We start from the raw sequence: 21,241 nt of genomic DNA on the forward strand, positions 1-21,241 counted from the left end.
TGCAATAATCGGCATAGAGTGGCATGACCTAATGCAGATAATAGAACAATGCAGCATGCTGGCCTTTTCGAGCTGAACGCCGTCGTCGCGATTTCAACGCATCGCAGCTTTCGCGCGGCCGCGACTGAACTCGGCATTTCGCCCTCTGCGTTGAGCCATGCGATCGCCGCGCTGGAAAAGCGGTTGGGCGTGCGCCTCATCAATCGGACGACGCGCAGCGTCGCGCTGTCGGAAGCGGGAGAGCGTTTCCTCGCCAGGGTCAGTCCCGCGCTGCGCGAGATTGCCGGCGCGATGGAGGATGTGAACGAGTTTCGCGACACGCCCGCGGGAACGCTGCGCATCAACCTGAAGGAGCGCGCCGCGCACCAGATCCTCCGCCCGGTCGTCGCAAAGTTTCTGCGGCGCTATCCCGACATGAACGTCGAACTGACCCTGGAGGGACGTCCCATCGATATCGTCGCGGAAGGTTTCGATGCCGGTATCCGGTTGGCCGAAGCCGTGCCGCAGGACATGGTCGCGATCCCCTGCGGCCCGGACACGCGCTTCATTGTCGTCGGCGCGCCCGATTATTTCGCGCGCTGTTCGGTGCCGCGGTCTCCGCTCGATCTGCTCGCCCATGAGTGCATTCGCAGGCGGATGCCCAGCGGCAAGCTGTATCACTGGGAGTTCGAGAAGCGCGGCGGCGAGCAGATGGTGGTGGATGTCAGGGGCAGGCTGACCCTCGACAATGACAGTCTGATGGTCGAAGCCGCGCTCGAAGGCGTGGGACTGGCGTTCGTCAGCGATTTTTGGGTAGCGGGGCATCTCGCCGCCGGCACCCTGCGCGCCGTGCTGGACGACTGGACGCCGCCATTTCCCGGCTTGCGCCTCTACTATCCGCGGCACCGGCACATGACGGCTGGGCTTCGTGCTTTCGTCGACATGGTGCGGGAGGAAACGAAGGTGGCTGCCAGGGGCGGGGAGGTCCACTCGCCCCGGGCCAAACGATCGGGCGATCGTCGCAAGCGCGCGTGAGCCGTCGTGGCCACCCGGTGTTCGGCCGATGGCTTCGCCGGCGTGGACGCGACTGCGTCGGTCCCGCCATGGCTGCGTCACGACACTTTTGGTGGACGCGTGGGGAATTGCGAGATAAAGGCGCATGATATTCCCTCGCATCCTCCGGAAGCTTTCTCGTGAGCGGCAGGCAGAACAATTTCCTCGCGCAGGCGATGCAACAAGGTGTGTTGGCATTGCGGGCGCGGCAGTTTGCTGAAGCCGAGCAGATCGCCACCAACATTCTGAAATCAAACCGCTCGGACAGACACGCCGCGCTTCTGCTGGCGCATGCCCTGATGGGGCAAAAGCGGGGAGGCGAGGCGATTGCACCGCTCGAGCGGCTTGCACGCCGCGGCGACGATGGCGAGGTCGAGACCTTGCTTGGCGCATTGCTGTGCGGTGCAGGGCGCGCCACGGACGGCCTCGCACAGCTTCGGCGCACGGCGGCACGCCGCCCACCATATCTCCCTTCGTTTCAGGAACTCGCCGGGCAGCTTGCCAAGGCCGGTCAATACGACGAGGCGATCAGCACGGTCGAGGCCGGCCTCGCGCTTGCCCCCGGCAGCGTCGATCTGAAGCTCGATCTCGGGCGGCTGTTGCATGATACCAATGACTTCGCGCGGGCTGCGAGTGTCCTGACCGCCGCACGTGATGCTGCGCCGGGACGCCCGGACATTCTTAACCAGCTCGGGCGGGTCCTGATCCTTCATTGGCGACTACGCCGCAGCCGCGGACGCTTTCCGCCGCGTGCTCGCGCTCTATCCGGACGATCGCTCGACCCGCGCCTATCTCGCCACATCCTTGTTCGAGCAGGGTGAGCGCGACGCTGCCGAAGCGGCGCTGCGCTCCATCATTCGTGGTCAGCCCCAGCTGCTGGGACGCGCGGCATTCGTCATGGCCGCGACATCGCATGGTCGCTTCTTCTTCTCCCAGCGCGACGTTGCGAAATTCCTCGGTGGAGAGTGAGGCCGGGCGCATTGGACGAAATCTCGTCGCGCCTCACGCCCTGAAGTTTCTCCGGTAGAGGTTGGGCTGCCGCCTGAGCTCACCCCGGAACTGGCCGACGCGCTTGGCTTCATCCGCGGTGAACGAGGATGTCTGCGCAGTCCAGTCGTCTCGCTTGACCGGAATGCATTGCGCGATGGGAGTCCCCTTGGGGAGGACACCTCTGAAATTCCGGTCGTGCCAGTACGCCGGGAAGTGCACCCAGTTGTCGGTATAGAGGTCCGAATTGACCAGGCCGCTGAGCGTCGTGAACGGCAGGTCGAAGCGGTTGACGGGATGGGTGAAGTAGATCGCGTAGCCTTCGGGTGCCTCGACGGTCCACAGATTGTGGAATTTGAGAAAGAAGCGGCCCTCTTCGAACAGCGGCGTGCCGCTGACCTGACCCGGGTCGTGAAATCCGATCGGCGAGCGCGGAAATTCGGGTGTGCCTCCGGGCGGCAGGTCGTGATCCCAGGTGATTTCGCCGTTCTCGACTCTGAGATCGCAGACCAGTGGCAGCAGGAACCCGCAGGTCATCGCGTCCACGAAGGGCGGGCAGCGCTTGATGGTGTCCTCGTCGTGCAGGTTGATCGAAGAGAAGGCCGTCGCAGGCATTGTCTTGAGCCAGTCGGGAACGCCCTGCGCCGCCGGGATGGGGGCCGGAATTAGTCCCTCAAGCTCCGTCGGACAGCGAAATTTGAGCGTCAGTTTGCTGTTGGTGGACATTGGGCACTCCGATGCCGTGATGACCTACATGAATGCGTTGCAAAGGTGAAGCTCACGATCAGGCGCAAGATCGGCAGATTGCAAGGGCGGTCGGCAGGCTCCATCAATTGCGCACAAGATAGAGCGGCGTTCTCAGCGTCAGCTGATAGGATGGCTTCGGCACCCAGATGATTTGGGCCGTGACCCCGAACAGTCGATTGTCGTTGTCATCCATCCGATCGAGGTCAAGCCGGAGGATGGGCCCGGTGAAGGACTGGATTGGCGTGAAGTTCAGGAGCTGCGCGCCGCCGAAATGCTGTACTCCGACGCGGCCGGTGAATTTCCAGTTGCTCGGCCACTGATAATAGCCGCCGACATAGCCGATGATATTTGGGTGGATCCGGGCGAGATCGGCCGCTACCTCGACGCGGGCGTCCTGGATGCCCGCGAGGATTCCGCGCGTTCCATCCTTGTCGAAGGAATAGTCGAACTCGAGAATGTTGTTGAAGGTCGTCGACCCAGTCGGCCCGTTCGGGATTGCCTGGGTGATTGTCGATTGCCACGTGATGGTCGGGATTGAGCCACCATTCTGGCTGTAGAGGTCCGCCTGAAAGCCGACGTTCCAGCTGGTGACGTCGAAGGCCGACCACCCCTGCGCGGGGCCATAGCTCGTCGTTCCGGAAATGCCGGCATACAGCGAGACCGCATCGGTGACGTCTACCGTCAATGGAAGATCGACGGCGAGGGATTGCCGGGACGGCAAGGAGACGCTTGTCGGAAGCGAGCTGCCGTTCGCGAGCGTAAGCGACTGTAGCGCGCTAAACAGAGCCGGGCTGCCGAAACCTACTGGCAAAGCGCCGGCCGGCACCGTTGCGTAGCTTGTTCGCAAATCGAGATAGATATTTGGCGGAGCGCCGCTGTCGTCGTCGCGATCTTTGCCGAACGCTGGTCCAGCCAAGCATGAGCCGATGAAACAGGCCAGCACAAGGCCCGGAAACGACGGAAAATCGCCGAAAGGGGTGGTCAGAATGCGCGGGGAAACTGGCACGACCTTTGGGCTCCTCCCTTGACCTGGCGAGGCGCTAGCTCACGAGATACTTCGCCACCGCCGGCTCGTTCCATTCGATGCCGAGCCCGGGACCGCGGGCGGTGACTGCGCCGTCTATGATCTCGGCGGGCCTTGCGAGGATCGCGCCCGCGAAGTCGAGGAACTCGAGCCAGTGCGCGGTCGGCGTCACCGCGAGCAGATGCGCGCTGACTTCCGCGAACAGATGGCTCGACATCGGGATCGACGCGGCGTCGGCCTGTCCCTTGACCTGCATCCAGCCGGTGACGCCGCCGACCTTCATCACGTCGGGCATGATGAAGTCGGATGCGCCGGCCGCGATCGCCTCGGCGAAGCCGCGCGGAAACCACCAGTTCTCGCCGGCCTGGATCGGCGTCGGCGAGGTCGCGCGGACCCTGGCGTGGCCGGACAGGCTTTCCTGCGGTACCGGCTCCTCGATCCAGTGCAGGTCGTAGGGCGTAAGCCGGGCGATGCGACGGGTGGCTTCCGCCGGATCGAGCGACTGGTTGAAATCGAGCATCAGCGCGATGTCAGGGCCGAGCAGGGCGCGCACGCCCTTCACGACGCGCTCGTCATTGGCGGCATCGCCGTCGCCGCCCTTGATCTTGATGCCCTTGAAGCCTTGGTCGAGCGAGCGGCGCAGCGCGCGCTCGTCCGCAACGGGATCGACCGCGCCGTAGCTGTCATAGGCCTTGATCGGCCTCGCCGAGCCGCCGAGCAGTTCGACCAGCGGCCGGCCGGCGAGTTGGCCGAGCACATCCCAATAGGCCATGTCGAGGCCCGACACGGCCATCCCGACCAGACCTTGCGCGCTGAGCAGCCGAAACTTGGCGTCCATCGCCTTCATCAGATCGAACGGGGCGACCGGCCTGCCGATTAGCTCGCGACCGATTTCTTCGATCAGATAGCAGAGAGGGTTAAGTGTGAGCTTGCTGTAGGCGAAGATGTAGGTGCGGACCGGTAACGCCTTGATCGGTCTCGACATCGATCAGCACCAGCGGACCGGAATCGATCACGCCAAACGCGGTCTTCACAGGACGCTTGAGCGGTACCACGACGCTTCGTGCCTTCACCCCGCGAATCGCTGCAACTGTCTGGCTCATCGGTGTTTCCTCAGGCGGTTACCACTTCTTGTTATTGGACACTGTACCATCGCAGCAGCCGCGGCGCGGTCCAATCGGTCGCGACCTGCTCGATCAGATAGCGGCCCGGATATTCGGCGAGGAAGGCGATGCGCTGGGTCTGGCCCGGTTCGACCGCGAGCGTGTCGAGCCAGAACGGCTTCCAGCCGTCGTCGAGCCGGTCAAGCAGACGGAAGTGATGGCCGTGCAGGTGAAAGACGCTGGCGATCGTGGCCTGGTTGGTCAGGGCCAGCACGACGGTTCGGCCTGCCTTGGCCTGAAAGGCCGGAGCCGCTGACGGCTTGAAATCCGCCGGATGGACCCAATCGGTGGGCGCGCCGAGCGCCAGATCGAATCGCGTAGCGCTCTTGAGGTCGAGTTGGGCGGGCATGTCATTGCCCGGCAGCGGTGGGGCCGGCGGGAACGGCGCCGTTCGGATCGGCGGCTCGTTCGAGACGGCGAGCTTGCCGACCGGACGGGCTTGCTTGCCGTCGTGCAGCAGGATCGGGAAGCTCGTTCCGGCCGGACCGGCCGCATCGACAAAGACGTCCGTGCGGCTTCCGGGAGCCAGGACCAGCGCGCCGTTGCGGGCCGGGAACGGTTCGGCCGGCTGGCCGTCGATCGCCATCACCCGGGCGTCGAGGTTGTCCAGCTTGACCGCCAGCACGCTGCGTTGGCTGCCATTGATAAAGCGGAGTCTGAGGCGGGCATTGGCCGGTGCCGAGATATCGTATGAAGTCTTGCCGTTAATTGTATGAATTTGCATCGAATCTTTTGGGTCGTTCCCAGGCGGGATCGCGGTTCCATCGGGCTGCAGGCGCCACTCCTCGATCAGCAGAACCTCGTCGCGATCGACGGCGACCGGCGAGGTGCCGGTCACGATCAGCGGGCGCGGCCGCGCCGGCGCCGTGCCCTCTCCGAACAGCGGCTCGCACAGGAAGGTACCCGCATGCCGAAGCGGCAGCTGGAAGGTATCCTTTGCCCCCGTGGCAAGGGGCGCCCGGGAGGCCAGCGGCTCCGCGGCTGGGACGCCATCGAGCCCGCGGCAATCAAGTGCGGCCGCGACCGGCAGCTCGTTGCCGAACGTCACGTCGAGGACCTCGCCGCGCTTGAAGCGGAGATCGCCGCTGCCGAGCGACCAGACCGGGGTCTCCGGTCCGTCGGGACGAAGCAGGATGCGGTCGGCTTTGGCCTGCAGCGTAACCGCCGTCCGGCCCTGCGCCGAGCCGGTGGCCGGCCAAGCGGGGCAAAGCGCCGCGGCGCCGAGGCCGGCGATCAGGTCGCGCCGGGTGAGGGAAAATTGGGGACTTGCTGGGGGGCTTGCCATCCGGCCGATGCGGACCATTTTCAAGTGTACCTGTCCAGTCGCGATCGGTCGCAGGGCGGGCTCTCCAGCGGCCATTTTTTTGCTGCGAACCGGTGGGCGCATGTTATAAGCCCGGCCGCCCGCGGCATCGCGGCCGGACTGGATGCTTTTCGCGCGGGCGTGGCGGAACTGGTAGACGCGCTGGATTTAGGTTCCAGTGACGAAAGTTGTGGGGGTTCGAGTCCCTCCGCCCGCACCAAGCGCTTACAGCGTTTGCATGACGATTCCTTGGAGAACCTTGGGCCCCGAAGGGGACGAGGGTTCGCCGAACCCACAGACGTTAGGCCGCAAGGCTCACCGTCGAACAGATTGACACTGCCACGGCCGCTCGGGCCGCGGCAAAAGCGGAAGAAGATTGATACCATGCAGGTCACCGAGACCCTCAACGAGGGACTGAAGCACGAATTCAAGATCAGCGTTCCGGCATCCGATCTCGATGCCAAGGCGGGCGCCAAGCTGGTCGACCTCAAGGACAAGGTCCGTCTCAACGGCTTCCGTCCCGGCAAGGTGCCGGTGGCGCACCTGAAGAAGATCTACGGCCGGTCTGTCATGGCCGAGACCATCGACCAGACCATCAGCGACACCAACCGGCAGATTTTCGAAGATCGCGGCTTCCGCCTCGCCGGCGAGCCGAAGATCACGATGCCGACCGAGAAGGACCAGGTCGAGGAATTGCTGTCGGGCAAGACCGACCTGACCTACACCGTCGCGATCGAGGTCGTGCCGCAGATCCAGCTCGCCGATTTCAAGTCGTTCTCGGTCGAGAAGCCGGTGGTCGATGTCTCCGACGCCGACGTCGACGATGCCATCAAGCGCATCGCCGAAGGCAGCCGCCCGTACAGCGCCAAGACCGAGGGTGCGGCGGAGAAGGGCGACCGCGTCACCATCAGCTTCAAGGGCACGATCAACGGTGAAGCCTTCGAGGGGGGCACCGGCGAGGGCATCCAGGTCGTGATCGGCGCCGGCCAGTTCATTCCGGGCTTCGAGGAGCAGCTGATCGGCATCGGCACGGGCGAGACCCGCACGCTGAAGGTTGGTTTCCCGAAGAACTACCTGAACGACAAGCTCGCCGGCCAGCCGGCCGAGTTCGAGACCACCGCGACGCTGATCGAGGCGCCCGGTGAGGCCACGATCGACGACGAGTTCGCCAAGACGCTCGGCCTCGAGTCGCTTGACAAGCTGAAGGAAGCCGCGCGCGAGCGCCTGACCGCCGAGTTCGCCGGCGCGACCCGTCAGAAGGTCAAGCGCGCGCTGCTCGACCGGCTCGACGAGAGCCACAAATTCGAGGCGCCGCCGTCGCTTGTCGCCGAAGAGTTCAACCTGATGTGGAACTCGATCAAGGCCGAGATGGACTCGACCGGCAAGTCCTTCGCCGACGAGAACACCACCGAGGATGCGGCCAAGGAAGAGTACCAGAAGATCGCCGACCGCCGTGTCCGCCTCGGCCTCGTGCTGTCGGAGATCGGCGAGAAGAACAAGATCACCGTGACCGACGACGAGGTCTCGCGCGCCGTGATCGAGCGCGCACGCCAGATGCCGGGCCGCGAGAAGGAAGTCTGGGATTACTACCGCAGCAACGCCCAGGCGCTGGCCCAGCTCCGCGCTCCGATCTACGAGGACAAGGTCGTCGACTTCGTCCTGGAGCTCGCCAACGTGACCGAGAAGAAGGTCTCCAAGGATGAGCTGTTCAAGGATGAAGACGCCGAGCAGACTGCCGCCTAATTGCGGCACCTCGCGTTAATGATGAACCGCGAAAGCACGCCCGCGGCGGGTCCCCGTCGCTAGGCGTGCCGACGCGAATCGGCTTGAACTTCTGCGTCCTGCCCAGGTGGCTAGTACGGCCAGTGCCGGTCTTGTCGGCCGGAAATTGGTCCATATCTGGGTTAAGCCTTAACGTTCTGCATCACCCCTAACCCTTGGGTTCTTTCATGCGCGATCCCGTTGAAACCTACATGAACCTCGTGCCGATGGTCGTCGAGCAGACCAATCGCGGCGAACGCGCCTACGACATTTTCTCGCGCCTGCTGAAAGAGCGCATCATCTTCGTCACCGGTCCGGTGGAAGACGGCATGGCGACGCTGACCGTCGCGCAGCTGTTGTTCCTCGAGGCCGAGAATCCGAAGAAGGAAATCTCGATGTACATCAACTCGCCGGGCGGCGTGGTGACGTCGGGCCTTGCGATCTACGACACGATGCAGTTCATCCGTCCGCCGGTGTCGACGCTGTGCACGGGGCAGGCGGCCTCGATGGGCTCGCTGCTGCTCGCAGCCGGCGAGAAGGACATGCGTTTCACGCTGCCGAACTCCCGCATCATGGTGCACCAGCCGTCCGGCGGCTTCCAGGGACAGGCGACCGACATCATGCTGCACGCGCAGGAGATACTGAATCTCAAGAAGCGCCTCAACGAGATCTACGTGAAGCACACCGGCCAGACCTACAAGGCGATCGAGGACGCGCTCGAGCGCGACAAGTTCCTCACCGCCGAGGACGCCAAGGCGTTTGGTCTCGTCGACAAGGTCATCGACAAGCGGCCGGAAGACCCGTCGGCGGCCAAGGCGGCCTAACAAAGCTGCCTGATCTGGACAGGCGACCTGAGGCGTCGGTGTGATCCCCACATTGACGCCTCACATAGTCGGCAAAGCAGGACGGCGGAGTACCCCGCAAGCGCATATGTGGGGGCAGAAAGTTCCGCTTTCGTGCTCATGGCCTGGCGTGGTAATCCCGCAACGTTTCGTGGATTTCGACGCGTATTCCGCGTGCGATCGTGGAAAATCACGGTATTGTCACGGTCTTGAGCCGGCCTTCCGATTAGCGAATTCTTGATAGTCGGGTGCCAGCATGGTTGGCTGTAATGCATCGGCTATGATCGCGGAGATTCGAATAAACCGTGATCCACACGGTCAGTATTGCGTAGGGTCTTTTTTGGTACGGAATTTGCTCTATCTACCCAATACTCCGGTTTTGTGCCGGATTGGGTCGATCTGGCAAACGAGGTCGAACGGCGGACGGAGATAATGAATGAGTAAGGTCGGCACGAGCGACGCCAAGAACACGCTATATTGCTCGTTCTGCGGCAAGAGCCAGCATGAAGTTCGCAAGCTGATTGCCGGACCGACTGTCTTCATTTGCGACGAGTGTGTCGAACTCTGCATGGACATCATTCGCGAGGAGAACAAATCCTCGCTGGTGAAGTCGCGCGACGGCATCCCGACGCCGAAGGAAATCTGCAAGGTCCTGGACGACTACGTGATCGGTCAGAGCCACGCCAAGAAGGTGCTGTCGGTCGCCGTCCACAATCACTACAAGCGGCTTAACCATCAGACCAAGCACAACGACGTCGAGCTGGCGAAGTCGAACATCCTGCTGATCGGTCCGACCGGTTCGGGCAAGACGCTGCTCGCGCAGACGCTGGCCCGCATCCTCGACGTGCCGTTTACCATGGCTGACGCGACGACGCTGACTGAAGCCGGCTATGTCGGTGAAGACGTCGAGAACATCATCCTGAAGCTGCTGCAGGCCGCCGACTACAACGTCGAGCGCGCGCAGCGCGGCATCGTCTATATCGACGAAATCGACAAGATCAGCCGCAAGTCGGACAATCCCTCGATCACCCGCGACGTGTCGGGCGAGGGCGTCCAGCAGGCGCTGCTGAAGATCATGGAAGGCACGGTGGCCTCGGTCCCGCCGCAGGGCGGCCGCAAGCATCCGCAGCAGGAGTTCCTGCAGGTGGACACCACCAACATCCTGTTCATCTGCGGCGGTGCGTTCTCGGGCCTCGAGAAGATCATCTCCGCGCGCGGCCGTTCGACCTCGATCGGCTTCGCGGCGCAGGTGCTGGCGCCGGAGGATCGCCGTACCGGCGAGATCTTCCGTCACGTCGAGCCGGAGGATCTGCTGAAGTACGGCCTGATCCCGGAATTCGTCGGCCGTCTGCCCGTCGTCGCGACGCTGGAGGACCTCGACGAGGGCCTCGCTGAAGAAGATCCTGACCGATCCGAAGAACGCGCTGGTGAAGCAGTACCAGCGACTGTTCGAAATGGAGAACATCGAGCTGACCTTCGCCGACGAGGCGCTTGGCGCGGTCGCCCGCAAGGCGATCGAGCGCAAGACCGGCGCACGCGGTCTGCGGTCGATCCTGGAGAGCATCCTGCTCGAGACCATGTTCGACCTCCCGGGTCTCGAAGGCGTCGAGGAAGTCGTGATCTCGCGCGAGGTCGTCGAGGGCACGGCGCGTCCGCTCTACATCTACGCGGATCGTTCCGACCGCGCCGTCGAGAGCAGCGCGAGCGCGTAAGGCGCAACTTTCTGTCGTCGCAATTCATGCGGCTGCCGGGCGATCCGGCGGCCGTTGCGGCGCAGCAGCAGGTCATTTTCGCGTCGCAGTAAATGCCTGTTTAGCCTATATTTCCCGGCACTTCTCAGACTTGACACCCCCCCGCCTGATAGCCACCTAATGCTATCGGTGAGGGATCTCATGCGTTGAGATTCGTCGCTTTTCGATGCGGAATATGCGGCTACTAACTGCAATCTAATTCCGGATCACCAAGGCACCTTGTGGCGGTTGCGCAAGCAGGCGGACTGCGTGCAAGGGGGCAAAACAAAAGGATAAGGCCATGACGACTTCAAAACCCCGGCCAACGATCGTCCACGGCGAAAGCCATTCCTATCCGGTGCTGCCGCTCCGCGACATCGTCGTCTTCCCGCACATGATTGTGCCGCTCTTCGTCGGCCGCGAGAAATCGATCCGCGCGCTCGAAGAGGTGATGAAGAACGACGCGTTGATCATGCTCGCGACGCAGAAGAACGCGTCCGATGACGATCCGGCTCCCGATTCAATCTACGAGACCGGTACGCTCGCCAGCGTTCTGCAGCTCCTGAAACTGCCCGACGGCACCGTCAAGGTACTGGTCGAGGGCCTCGAGCGCGCGCGTGTCGAGAAATATTCCGACCGCAGCGAGTACTACGAGGAGCGACCGCGGTCGCGCTCGCCGACACTGACGCCAACTCGGTCGAAGCCGAGGCCTTGGCGCGTTCGGTCGTGTCCGACTTCGAAAGCTATGTGAAGCTGAACAAGAAGATCTCCGCCGAAGTCGTCGGCGTGGTTCAAGCGATCACCGATTTCGCCAAGCTCGGCGACACCGTTGCCTCGCATCTCGCGGTCAAGATTGCCGATCGGCAGGCGATCCTGGAGACGTTGTCCGTCACGCAGCGCCTGGAGAAGGTGCTCGGCCTGATGGAGAGCGAGATCTCGGTGTTGCAGGTCGAGAAGCGCATCCGCTCGCGCGTCAAGCGCCAGATGGAGAAGACCCAGCGCGAGTATTACCTGAACGAGCAGATGAAGGCGATCCAGAAGGAGCTCGGCGACGACGAAGGTCGCGACGAGCTGGCCGATCTGGAGGAGAAGATCTCCAAGACCAAGCTGTCGAAGGAAGCGCGCGAGAAGGCCCAACACGAGCTGAAGAAGCTGCGCCAGATGTCGCCGATGTCCGCGGAAGCGACCGTCGTACGCAACTACCTGGATTGGCTGCTGTCGATCCCGTGGGGCAAGAAGTCCAAGGTCAAGAAGGACCTCGAGGCCGCGCAGGCGGTGCTGGACTCCGATCACTACGGGCTCGAGAAGGTCAAGGACCGTATCGTCGAGTATCTTGCGGTGCAGTCGCGCGCCAACAAGCTGACCGGACCGATCCTGTGCCTGGTCGGGCCTCCCGGCGTCGGCAAGACCTCGCTCGGCAAGTCGATCGCGAAGGCGACCGGCCGTGAGTTCGTGCGTGTGTCGCTCGGCGGCGTGCGTGACGAGGCCGAGATCCGCGGTCACCGCCGCACCTATATCGGCTCGATGCCCGGCAAGATCATCCAGTCGATGCGGAAGGCGAAGACCTCGAACCCGCTGTTCCTGTTGGACGAGATCGACAAGATGGGCGCCGATTTCCGCGGCGATCCGTCGTCGGCGCTGCTTGAGGTCCTGGACCCCCCCCGAGCAGAACTCGACCTTCAACGATCATTACCTGGAGGTCGACTACGACCTGTCCAACGTGATGTTCATCACGACCGCGAATACGCTGAATATTCCGGGCCCGCTGATGGACCGCATGGAGATCATCCGGATCGCCGGCTACACCGAGAACGAGAAGGTCGAGATCGCGCGCAAGCATCTGATCCCGAGCGCGCTCTCGAAGCACGGTCTGGACTCCAAGGAATGGTCGATCGATGACGCGGCCTTGCTCTTGATGATCCGCCGCTACACCCGCGAAGCGGGCGTGCGTAATCTGGAGCGTGAGCTCTCCACACTCGCCCGCAAGGCGGTGAAGGAGCTGATGATCTCCAAGAAGAAGTCGGTGAAGGTCACCGAGGCGAACATCGAAGAGTTCCTCGGCGTGCCGAAGTATCGCTTCGGCGAAATCGACGACGAGGATCAGGTCGGTATCGTCACCGGTCTGGCGTGGACCGATGTCGGCGGCGAGCTGTTGACCATTGAAGGCGTCATGATGCCTGGCAAGGGCAAGATGACCGTCACGGGCAATCTGCGCGACGTGATGAAAGAGTCGATCTCGGCGGCGGCGTCTTACGTCCGCTCGCGCGCGATCGTCTACGGCATCGAACCGCCGATGTTCGATCGCCGCGACATCCACGTTCACGTGCCGGAGGGCGCAACGCCGAAGGACGGTCCGTCCGCCGGCGTGGCGATGGCCACCGCGATTATCTCGGTCATGACCGGCATCCCGGTCCGCCACGATGTCGCGATGACCGGCGAGATCACGCTGCGCGGCCGCGTGCTGCCGATCGGCGGTCTGAAGGAGAAGCTTCTGGCTGCCGCACGCGGTGGCATCAAGACGGTGCTGATCCCCGAGGACAACGCCAAGGATCTCACGGAGATTTCCGATGCGATCAAGGGCGGCATGGAGATCATTCCGGTCTCGCGGCTGGATGAGGTCGTTGCCAAGGCGCTGACCCGGGTGCCTGTGCCGATCGTCTGGGAAGAGGAGACCAGCAAGGTCGACGTCAAGCCCGACGCTTCGGATGAAGCGTCCGGTGGCCTGACGGCGCACTGAAGCGAGCTCCAATCGAAATAATGAAACGGCGCCTTCGGGCGCCGTTTTGTTTTGGGATGCGAGCGAGGCTCACAGCCGATCTCCCAATTGAGTTTACTGATGAGGTCCGCGCCTTCGCCTTGTCGAAGCTGTCGGTCCTGCGCTTCCGACGAGTTACGGCTGATGACCCAATCTCACAATCATCTTCGGGTGACGTTCACTCAACGCCTTCAGTTGGAGCAAACTCTTTCGTTCGCTTTGCCGTTCGAATGTGAAACTTCCGGGTTCGACACTATGCTCCCAACCCCAGCGCGTGTGGCACGCGTCGCCGGTGAAGAGCACAGGGCCCGTTGGTGTGCGGGCGACAAACGATATGTGGCCCGCCGTATGTCCCGGCGTCAGGATTGCAAACAACGAACCGTCGCCGAAGACATCGATCGCTCCCTCCAACTTCCCATCCGGGTCGTTCGTGAACTGAAGCTCCTGGATTGCGGGCCTGCCATCGAAGAAGCGATCCTCCATGCCCTGAACGACGACGTTCTCGAACTTCTTCTCCTCGGCTTCGCCGGGACCCGTGTAAAACGGAACGTCTTTGGGAACATCAGGCATGGCCGAGATATGATCGAAATGGAGATGGGTCATGAAGACGCCATTGAGCGGAGCACCTTCAGATTTGATGGCCGACAACGCATCTTCCCGGACCTGAAGCTTGTCCATCTTTGCAAAGTTCCTCAGCACCCACGGGACATCAACGCTCTTCGGATCCTCGGCAAACTGCCTTGAAACACCCGTATCGATCATGAAAAATCCCTTCGTCGGGTGCCGCACGAGATGCGTATAGATCTGGATCGGCTCTTCGTGATCCACGAGCCCCGCCTGAATGGCTTTCGGATCCTTCAGATTGATCAGTCCCGATAGATCAGCCTTCCAATCCGAACTCGCGACCGTCCTGACCTCGATCGGTCCTGGCTTATCGATCAAAGCCTCCATGGCCGATGAGCTAACCGGCGTCCCGAGGCTGGACCGCACCGTTGGATGGGTCGTCTGCGACCAGCCGGGAAGTGTGGCGAAAGCAGCAACAGAAAGCGCAAGGGTGACAAAACCGGCGGCGAAGAGAGATTTGCGAAGCGTGATACCCATATTGGTCTCCAGTTGTCGTGAACGGTCCCGACGTGAACCGCATTGATGCTGGAGCGACGGGAACATAAGTTAGATATGAAGGATCTTTCAGGTTTTGGATTCGCTTATGGGAACCGGTTCGGCGCCATCGCTAAACCCCCGAAAAACACCGCGTCAGGGGCGCGCGATTGCCACCGTCGACGCCATTTTCGAGGCAACTATTCAGGTTTTGCTGGGCGATGGTCTGATGCGTCTCACCACCACGCGCGTGGCGCACCGTGCAGGCGTCTCAGTGGGAACGCTGTACCAGTACTTCCCGAACAAGGAGGCCTTGCTCTTCGCGGTGCTGGAGCAACACCTCGCGCTGCTTGCGGGCGCCATAGAGAAAGCATGCGGCGACAACCCGTGCTCTACGAAAGAGAAGATCGCTGAGACCGTGGTGAGCGCGTATCTTCAGGCGAAGATGGCGCAAGCCGAGATTTCTCCCGCCCTTTATCGCATCGGCATGGAGCTCGACGCGCGAGAGTTGATTGAGTTGGCGTCTCGGCGGAGTGCGAAGGCCATCGAGACAATGCTATCCAATGCCGGTGGTGGCCGTTTCGCCAATCCGAGCTTGCTCGCTCAAACCCTGACCGCAGCCCTTTACGGGACGGTGCCGGCGTTCTGCCACCGGGTCTTGACCCCCGCTGATGGCGCTGAGGCCGAAAGGCAGCTCACGATCATGTTCCGCTCATATCTGGCTGCGCATCAGAGCGACATGCCGGAAGCTAAAGCGTGAGCGAGCTGCTCGCTCCCGGAACTACTCTTTCTTCTCGATGACGAAATTGCCGATCGCCCCGAGGGCCATCAGCACACTGGTGCCGAGGAACACGGCGCGCATGCCGATATGGCCGCCGATGAATCCGCCGGCGAGCGGGCCGATCACCTGGCCCGCATATTGCGCTGAGATCGAATAGCCCAGCATGCTGCCGGTGACCGTGTCGGGCACGTTGTGCCGGATCACGCTTGCGATGCAGGGCAACAGGCCGCCGAGCGCGAGCCCCATCAGGAAGCGGAGCACGATCAGCTGCCAGCCGCTGGCCACGAAGGCCTGCGGGATCAGCAGCAGCGCCGAGGCAGCCAGGCAGACGGTGATGATCCGCCAATGGCCGACGCGATCGGCCAGCTTGCCGAGATGCGACGACGACAGCAGGCTGCCGAACGCCGCCGCCGACATCACGAGGCCGGCGACGAACGTTACCTGCGGCGCCTCGACCAGTTGCGCGACGTAGACCGTGATGATCGGCTCGATCGACATGTTGGCGATCATCAAGAGCAGGCCGGTGCCCCACATCGCGATCAAAGGTCGCTTGTCTGGAACCAGCGACCAGCCGCCGCGCGCCTTGGCGTCTTTCGCCGTCTTCGGACGCGCATCCTCGCGGATCAGGAAGGTCGTGCCGAGGAAGGTGATGAAGATGGCGCCGCCGATCAGGAAGAAGGTCGCGCGGATGCCGATCAGGCCCGGCAACACGCCGCCGATCAAGGGACCGACCAGGCTGCCGGCCATGATGCCGGCCGACAGCACGCCGATCGCCCAGCCGGACCGCGCCTTCGGCGTCTGCGACGCGACCAGCACGGTCGAGCCCGAGGCGTAGCCGCCGAGCAGGCCGGTCAACAGCCGTAGGCCGACCAGCTCATGGACGTTGTGCGCCATGCCGATCAGCGACATAGCAACCGCCATGCCGAGGCTCGCGCGGATCAGCATCAGTTTGCGGCCATAGCGATCCGCGAGCCGTCCCCACAGCGGCGCCGTCAGCGCCGCGCTGAAGAAGGTTGCGCCATAGGCGACGCCCGACCATTGCACGATGGCGGCATGATCGGTCACGCCGAGCTGCTCGACATAGAGCGGCAGGAACGGCAGCAGCAGCGTCATCCCCACGATGGTGGTGAAGGAGCCGAACACGCAGACGATGAGGTTGCGTTTCCAGGGGCCGGCGTCGAGCGCTGCTTCGCGATCGATCTCCATGTTCATGTCAGCGCAGCCCGATGACGGCGAAGCCGCGCGCACGCAGGCCGCGGCGATCTTCGTTCAGCGAACGCAGCAGCCGATCGCGGGTATCGGTGATGTGGTTGGCGGCTTCGCGCGCGGCAGAATCCGGATCGTTGGCCTTGATGAAGCCGAGAATGCGCCGGTGCTCGCGCCAGGCCTGCTCGCGCGAGGGTTCGGTCCACACTTCGAGCCAGCGTGCCCGTGACAGCCGGGTCATGGCGCCGGCGATCGCCTTGACGATGAAGGGATTGCCGGAGAGACGCGCGATCTCGACATGGAAATCGGTGCCGACGCGGTGCCATTCCTCGCGCGGCGCGCCGGACTGGCAGGCATCCAGCGTCGCTTCGACGCCGGCGATGTCGGCCGCGCTCGCCCGCGCGCAGGCGAGGCGGACGGCCGTCGTCTCCAGCGGAATCCTGAACTCGGCCAGCGCCTCCAGCTCACCGAGGTCGATCGGTGCGACGATCCAGTTGCGGCCGTCGCGGCGGACCAGCTCTTCGCCTTCGAGCCGCACCAGCGCGGCGCGGATCGGTGTGCGCGATCCCTCGAACCGGGTCTCGAGCCAGCGCTCGGTCAGCCGCTCGCCGGGGCCAAGGTCGAGAGAGAGGATCATCTCCCGGAGCTGGTCGTGGATCTGAAGCATCTGCGACATGGCGGTCTGCCGGTGGGAGGACGGTCATGCCGACATATCCCAGATTGGTATCCCAAACAATCCCGTTTTGGGATGCCAGTATTGTCTCAACGGGGCACCGACGGTGTTCCGGAGACCTTGCTGGCCGCATCCCCGGGAACGACCTCTTGGCGACCGCCTTGTTGCACGACGCCGAATTGGGAGAACGCAGATGCGGATCGACGGGCAATGCCATTGCGGGGCCGTGACCTATCAGGCCGACATCGATCCCGAACGGGTGTCGATTTGCCATTGTACGGACTGTCAGGCGCTGACTGGTTCACCCTATCGCGTCACGGTGATCTGCGCCGCCGAGCAGGTCCGGCTGACCGCAGGTGCGCCGAAGATTTACGGCAAGCGGGGCGATAACGGCCGGATCCGCTTCCAGCATTTTTGCGGCGACTGTGGTTCCCCCTTGTTCACGAGCGGCGAGGACGGCGGTCCTGACGATTGGGGCATCCGCTGGGGCAGCATTCGCCAGCGCGGCGAATTGACCCCGCGACGCCAAGTCTGGTGCCGCTCCGCCGCGCCCTGGATCAATGATCTCAAGGGATTGCCGGCGCGGCCCAAGGATTGAAGCCCAGGGATTGAGGCCTACGGATTGAGGCTTTGCGACCCTGGCTATCTTGCGCCCGAGGGGCGGGCGAGGCTAAAGAGGCGCGCAGGTACGGGCGGCTAGCTCAGCTGGTTAGAGCATCTCGTTTACACCGAGAGGGTCGGGAGTTCGAATCTCTCGCCGCCTACCAATACTTTCAATAGCTTAGCGAAGTGCTGATTTCGCTACGGCAACGATAACGGCAACGAAACCTCACGCCGCCTTGCCTCTCTTCTTCGAGAATGCGTCGCCTACACTCGATTGATGATCCGGGTGATGGTGTCCGTACGTCGACTCTAGGGTCTTCATCGTCATTCCCAGATATCCGCAGCTTCGAACTTGTCTGCCCGCCGCTGCATCAGCCACGTTGCCGCCGTGTGGCGGAAGGTGTGCCGGACGACCTTCATGTCAGTATCCGGAAAGACGGCCCTAGCAAACCTTCCAAAGGCCTTCTTAGGGTCAGCGGCGCGCCCCTGATATTCGCAGACGTATCGCGTGCCCAGCCGACGCCAACGCCTCAGGTGCGCCAAAAGGCGGGCCGGGATGCGTTGCACAGGCGCCCGCTTGTTCGCTGGCACGTTTTCTCCAAGCCACGTGCGATGGAAGAGACCGTTTTCAACGTCGACATACGGCCGTCCCTGCTCCTTCTCGAAAGAGGTGATCGATTCAACGCAAGCGTCTTTGTCGTTCATAATCATTTTCATTTTCTGTTGTTGATAGGTGTAAAGGCCGCCGCTAACGCGACGGTTGATGGCCGGATAATTCCGGGTCGATTGCAGCACTTAATGAGTGCCCGGGTGCTGCGGGCCGGGTTTGACTAGACCGGTGGAACGCGGAGCGAGCGAAAAGATTGACTCGTCACGGAGGTTCCAATGACACGGAAGAATTGGATGCCACGTCGGTCGGGCGCAATTGATGCCATTACTGGTTCCGGCGCGGCACAGGTTCCCGCTCGGCGGCGCGACTCGGGCAGTCAGGCAAACGAAACCGTTGACGGGCTCGACGCTGACACCGAGTTGTTGCGACACGCGACAGAAGATACGCCGACCGGTGCTGCACCTGACGACGAAGAAGAGACGCCCGTCTTCGATCGGGCCGGTGCTGCGCGGAAAATCTGAGCGAGGAGAGACTGGGCGGCTTCGAAACGACTTCAATGGGTCGTGACTGGGATTATCTCGATCAGGCGCATGTCGTCGTCGCATATCGTCACGGATCGGCCCGTCTCTAGAGCGATCTTTCGGGCCACCTTCTTTGCGGCATCCTCATCGGTGTATTCGAGAACAATAAGGCTTCCTTTCCCGGAGAAAGCGGCCGGGTTCGATACGTTGATGATAATCAAAGGCTGCTTCTGGCTCATTGCGGTGGCCGAAGGCCGGGTGAGGTTAGCCATTCGGTCATATGGGCGACGGCCTCGTCCTGGCGCGCCTTCCTTAGCAAGTCCTCTCGCTCTCGACAGGGGGGAAGCTCTTTTGCCCGTTGGCGAAACTCTTCGGCTTCTTGGGCAAGGCGTCTTTCAAGCGGAATAGTCTGCTCAACCCGGCGCCGTCGCTTCATGGCTCCCTCTCCAAAAGCTGGCGTTGCCACAAAAACAGATTCAAAAAGCCCGAGAGAAAGAAAAGTTCCGCCGGGCGTAGCCATGAATGACCAAACGTCAGCGGGCCACTGGGTTAAACCCGGCCAGACGTTTGCGGGGCAATCAGTTAGGACCACGCAAAATGTAACTAGCTCAATCGGGGGGTTATTTTGGTGGCTGCAATTCCCGTGATGAAAGCCATTTGTTTGGGCGCAACGCATCCGCCTGCAAGGTCTTTCGGCGAGCCCTCTTAAACAGGGTATCGCGCTCCTCACCGGGTGGTAGCTTCTCCGCCTTCTCTCGAAGATGCTTGGCCTCTTTGGTCAGGCGAAGGGTCGTGTCCCCGGAGGTGGTGTAGCTCGGTAGAGCAAAGCCGCCCGGACGCGCGCCTCCAATAGCGCCGTAGCGGGCGGGCGGCTTTGCGGTGGTCACCGGCAGTTCTCCGGTAGGATCGGGTTGCGACACGCCAACGCAACCGAGGAACCACCGATGACCGACGACATGATGAACCTGCGCACGCTCGTGGAGAAGACCCCTGATGCCGATCTGTTGCGCGAGATGATCGGCTTTGCTGCCCAGCGGTTGATGGAGATGGAAGTCGAAGGCCAGACCGGGGCAGCCTACGGCGAGAAGAATCCCGAGCGCCTGGCCCAGCGCAACGGCTACCGCGACCGGACCTGGGAGACCCGGGCCGGCACGGTCGAGCTTCGCATCCCCAAGCTGCGCAAGGGAAGCTACTTTCCGGGTTTCCTGGAGCCGCGCCGGATGGCCGAGAAGGCGCTGACCGCCGTGGTGCAAGAGGCCTATGTGCAGGGCGTCTCGACCCGCTCGGTCGACGATCTGGTGCAGGCGATGGGGATGAGCGGGATCTCCAAGAGCCAGGTGAGCCGGCTCTGCGCGGAGATCGACGACAAGGTGAAGGCATTCCTCGCCCGTCCGATCGAGGGCGACTGGCCGTATCTGTGGATCGACGCCACCTATGTGAAGGTGCGCCAGAACGGCCGTATCGTATCTGTCGCGGTGATCGTCGCGGTCGGCGTCAACAGTGACGGCCGGCGCGAGGTTCTCGGGATGGATATTGGACCGTCCGAAGCCGAGACGTTCTGGACCGCGTTCCTGCGCAAGCTCGCCCGCCGCGGCCTGCGCGGCGTCAAGCTCGTCGTCTCCGACGCCCACGAGGGCATCAAGGCCACCGTGGCCAAGGTGCTCAACGCCAGTTGGCAGCGGTGCCGTGTCCACTTCATGCGCAACGCGCTGGCGCATGCCGGCAAGAGCGGCCGGCGCGTCGTCTCCGCCTTCATCGCCACCGCATTTGCTCAGGACGATGCCGAAGCCGCCCGCACCCAATGGCGTAAGGTTGCCGACCAGCTGCGCCCCAAGCTGCCAAAGCTGGCCTGCTTCCTCGACGAGGCCGAGACCGACGTGCTCGCCTACATGACGTTCCCGCCGCAGCATCGGACCAAGCTGCACTCCACCAACCCGATCGAACGCCTCAACGGCGAAATCAAGCGGCGGACCGAAGTGGTCGGCATCTTCCCCAACGAAGATGCCATCGTCCGCCTCATCGGGGCGATCCTGCTCGAACAGAACGACGAATGGGCGGTCCAACGCGCTCGCTACATGACGCTGGAAACAATCGCGCCATTGAGCGATGATCCCAACGTCAGCCTCACGGCTATCGCCAGCTGACCAGCCCGGCTCTCGCCGGCGAACGCGGTCACCCGCCGCCAGCTACACCACATCACGGGGCACGATCAGGCGAAGGCGGTCGACTAATGACCACAGATATTTGAAGCGACGGCGCTGCATGGTTTTGGCTCCCATGCCTGGCCTGCCCGGATAATAGAACGCGGTAGGATTTGAGCGCGTTCCTTCACAAACGGCGGTTTAGTTCCAATAGCGAAACACCGTAGTCTCCCGCAATCCCACAAGGTTGTGGAAAACCCTAGT

19 protein-coding genes, 2 tRNA genes and 3 pseudogenes are annotated in these 21,241 nt (G+C 62.8%); 13 read left to right on the forward strand and 11 right to left on the reverse strand.

Annotation, left to right across the window (positions count from 1 at the left end):
- The first annotated feature begins 48 nt into the window (after nucleotides 1–48).
- The 3 genes and pseudogenes from ACVWW1_RS08750 (at nucleotide 49) to ACVWW1_RS08760 (ending at nucleotide 2,001) form a co-directional block, all read left to right on the forward strand.
- Nucleotides 49–1,014, forward strand: coding sequence for a LysR family transcriptional regulator (locus tag ACVWW1_RS08750; protein WP_456655517.1), 966 nt, complete (start codon nucleotides 49–51; stop codon nucleotides 1,012–1,014).
- 194 nt (nucleotides 1,015–1,208) lie between these two features.
- A pseudogene (locus ACVWW1_RS08755) lies at nucleotides 1,209–1,652 on the forward strand (tetratricopeptide repeat protein); the annotation flags it as partial.
- A gap of 130 nt (nucleotides 1,653–1,782) precedes the next feature.
- Nucleotides 1,783–2,001 (forward strand): hypothetical protein, encoded by a 219-nt coding sequence (locus tag ACVWW1_RS08760; RefSeq protein WP_456655518.1) that lies wholly within the window; start codon nucleotides 1,783–1,785, stop codon nucleotides 1,999–2,001.
- Nucleotides 2,002–2,034: 33 nt separating this feature from the next.
- Here ACVWW1_RS08760 and ACVWW1_RS08765 read toward each other — a convergent pair whose 3' ends face one another.
- From ACVWW1_RS08765 to ACVWW1_RS08785, 5 genes are all read right to left on the reverse strand, one after another.
- A complete protein-coding gene (locus tag ACVWW1_RS08765; protein WP_456655519.1) occupies nucleotides 2,035–2,745 on the reverse strand; it encodes a hypothetical protein in 711 nt (236 codons plus the stop codon).
- A gap of 103 nt (nucleotides 2,746–2,848) precedes the next feature.
- Nucleotides 2,849–3,451: a hypothetical protein gene (locus ACVWW1_RS08770; RefSeq protein ID WP_456655520.1), complete on the reverse strand. Its 603-nt coding sequence runs from the start codon at nucleotides 3,449–3,451 to the stop codon at nucleotides 2,849–2,851.
- A gap of 355 nt (nucleotides 3,452–3,806) precedes the next feature.
- Nucleotides 3,807–4,775, reverse strand: a complete 969-nt coding sequence (locus ACVWW1_RS08775) for an enolase C-terminal domain-like protein (RefSeq protein WP_456655521.1) — start codon at nucleotides 4,773–4,775, stop codon at nucleotides 3,807–3,809.
- Nucleotides 4,708–4,893, reverse strand: a complete 186-nt coding sequence (locus ACVWW1_RS08780) for a hypothetical protein (RefSeq protein WP_456655522.1) — start codon at nucleotides 4,891–4,893, stop codon at nucleotides 4,708–4,710. Before ACVWW1_RS08780 ends, ACVWW1_RS08775 begins: the two co-directional genes overlap by 68 nt.
- Nucleotides 4,894–4,924: 31 nt before the next feature.
- A complete protein-coding gene (locus tag ACVWW1_RS08785; protein WP_456655523.1) occupies nucleotides 4,925–6,256 on the reverse strand; it encodes a multicopper oxidase family protein in 1,332 nt (443 codons plus the stop codon).
- Nucleotides 6,257–6,391: 135 nt separating this feature from the next.
- Here ACVWW1_RS08785 and ACVWW1_RS08790 point away from each other — a divergent pair.
- From ACVWW1_RS08790 to lon, 5 genes and pseudogenes are all read left to right on the forward strand, one after another.
- A tRNA-Leu gene (locus ACVWW1_RS08790) sits at nucleotides 6,392–6,476 on the forward strand.
- A 164-nt stretch (nucleotides 6,477–6,640) separates the two neighbouring features.
- Entirely contained in the window at nucleotides 6,641–7,999 is a 1,359-nt protein-coding gene (gene tig / locus ACVWW1_RS08795; protein ID WP_092114670.1) for a trigger factor, read from the forward strand.
- A 206-nt stretch (nucleotides 8,000–8,205) separates the two neighbouring features.
- Entirely contained in the window at nucleotides 8,206–8,841 is a 636-nt protein-coding gene (locus tag ACVWW1_RS08800; protein WP_092114669.1) for an ATP-dependent Clp protease proteolytic subunit, read from the forward strand.
- Between the two features lie 454 nt (nucleotides 8,842–9,295).
- Nucleotides 9,296–10,571: pseudogene (clpX, locus tag ACVWW1_RS08805) on the forward strand (ATP-dependent Clp protease ATP-binding subunit ClpX).
- Between the two features lie 319 nt (nucleotides 10,572–10,890).
- Nucleotides 10,891–13,326, forward strand: a pseudogene (gene lon, locus ACVWW1_RS08810) (endopeptidase La).
- A 153-nt stretch (nucleotides 13,327–13,479) separates the two neighbouring features.
- Here lon and ACVWW1_RS08815 read toward each other — a convergent pair.
- Nucleotides 13,480–14,445: an MBL fold metallo-hydrolase gene (locus ACVWW1_RS08815; protein ID WP_456655524.1), complete on the reverse strand. Its 966-nt coding sequence runs from the start codon at nucleotides 14,443–14,445 to the stop codon at nucleotides 13,480–13,482.
- A 106-nt stretch (nucleotides 14,446–14,551) separates the two neighbouring features.
- Between ACVWW1_RS08815 and ACVWW1_RS08820 the strand changes: the two genes are divergently transcribed.
- Nucleotides 14,552–15,202 (forward strand): TetR/AcrR family transcriptional regulator, encoded by a 651-nt coding sequence (locus ACVWW1_RS08820; protein ID WP_456655525.1) that lies wholly within the window; start codon nucleotides 14,552–14,554, stop codon nucleotides 15,200–15,202.
- A gap of 21 nt (nucleotides 15,203–15,223) precedes the next feature.
- Here ACVWW1_RS08820 and ACVWW1_RS08825 read toward each other — a convergent pair whose 3' ends face one another.
- Together ACVWW1_RS08825 and ACVWW1_RS08830 are read right to left on the reverse strand one after the other, a co-directional pair.
- Complete coding sequence (locus ACVWW1_RS08825) at nucleotides 15,224–16,435, reverse strand: MFS transporter (RefSeq protein ID WP_456655526.1); 1,212 nt, start codon at nucleotides 16,433–16,435, stop codon at nucleotides 15,224–15,226.
- Between the two features lies 1 nt (nucleotide 16,436).
- Nucleotides 16,437–17,105, reverse strand: a complete 669-nt coding sequence (locus tag ACVWW1_RS08830; RefSeq protein ID WP_456655527.1) for a GntR family transcriptional regulator — start codon at nucleotides 17,103–17,105, stop codon at nucleotides 16,437–16,439.
- Nucleotides 17,106–17,295: 190 nt separating this feature from the next.
- On the opposite strand from ACVWW1_RS08830, the gene ACVWW1_RS08835 reads away from it, so the two are divergent.
- Both ACVWW1_RS08835 and ACVWW1_RS08840 read left to right on the forward strand, forming a co-directional pair.
- Nucleotides 17,296–17,700, forward strand: coding sequence for a GFA family protein (locus ACVWW1_RS08835; protein WP_456655528.1), 405 nt, complete (start codon nucleotides 17,296–17,298; stop codon nucleotides 17,698–17,700).
- 92 nt (nucleotides 17,701–17,792) lie between these two features.
- Nucleotides 17,793–17,869, forward strand: a tRNA-Val gene (locus tag ACVWW1_RS08840).
- Between the two features lie 160 nt (nucleotides 17,870–18,029).
- Here the strand turns inward: ACVWW1_RS08840 and ACVWW1_RS08845 are convergent.
- Nucleotides 18,030–18,500 carry a hypothetical protein gene (locus tag ACVWW1_RS08845; RefSeq protein ID WP_456655529.1) on the reverse strand — a complete coding sequence of 157 codons (471 nt, stop codon included), beginning with the start codon at nucleotides 18,498–18,500 and terminating at the stop codon, nucleotides 18,030–18,032.
- A 90-nt stretch (nucleotides 18,501–18,590) separates the two neighbouring features.
- Here ACVWW1_RS08845 and ACVWW1_RS08850 point away from each other — a divergent pair, with 90 nt between their 5' ends.
- The gene (locus ACVWW1_RS08850) at nucleotides 18,591–18,836 is read left to right on the forward strand and encodes a hypothetical protein (RefSeq protein WP_456655530.1); all 246 of its coding nucleotides are present in this window, start codon (nucleotides 18,591–18,593) and stop codon (nucleotides 18,834–18,836) included.
- A gap of 32 nt (nucleotides 18,837–18,868) precedes the next feature.
- Here the strand turns inward: ACVWW1_RS08850 and ACVWW1_RS08855 are convergent, their stop codons facing one another.
- Entirely contained in the window at nucleotides 18,869–19,075 is a 207-nt protein-coding gene (locus ACVWW1_RS08855) for a hypothetical protein (RefSeq protein WP_456655531.1), read from the reverse strand.
- A 381-nt stretch (nucleotides 19,076–19,456) separates the two neighbouring features.
- Entirely contained in the window at nucleotides 19,457–19,723 is a 267-nt protein-coding gene (locus ACVWW1_RS08860) for a hypothetical protein (RefSeq protein WP_456655532.1), read from the reverse strand.
- A gap of 57 nt (nucleotides 19,724–19,780) precedes the next feature.
- Here ACVWW1_RS08860 and ACVWW1_RS08865 point away from each other — a divergent pair, with 57 nt between their 5' ends.
- Nucleotides 19,781–20,980, forward strand: a complete 1,200-nt coding sequence (locus ACVWW1_RS08865; protein ID WP_456655533.1) for an IS256 family transposase — start codon at nucleotides 19,781–19,783, stop codon at nucleotides 20,978–20,980.
- The last annotated feature ends 261 nt before the right edge of the window (nucleotides 20,981–21,241 follow it).

This window comes from Bradyrhizobium sp. JR3.5 (genome assembly GCF_054057015.1).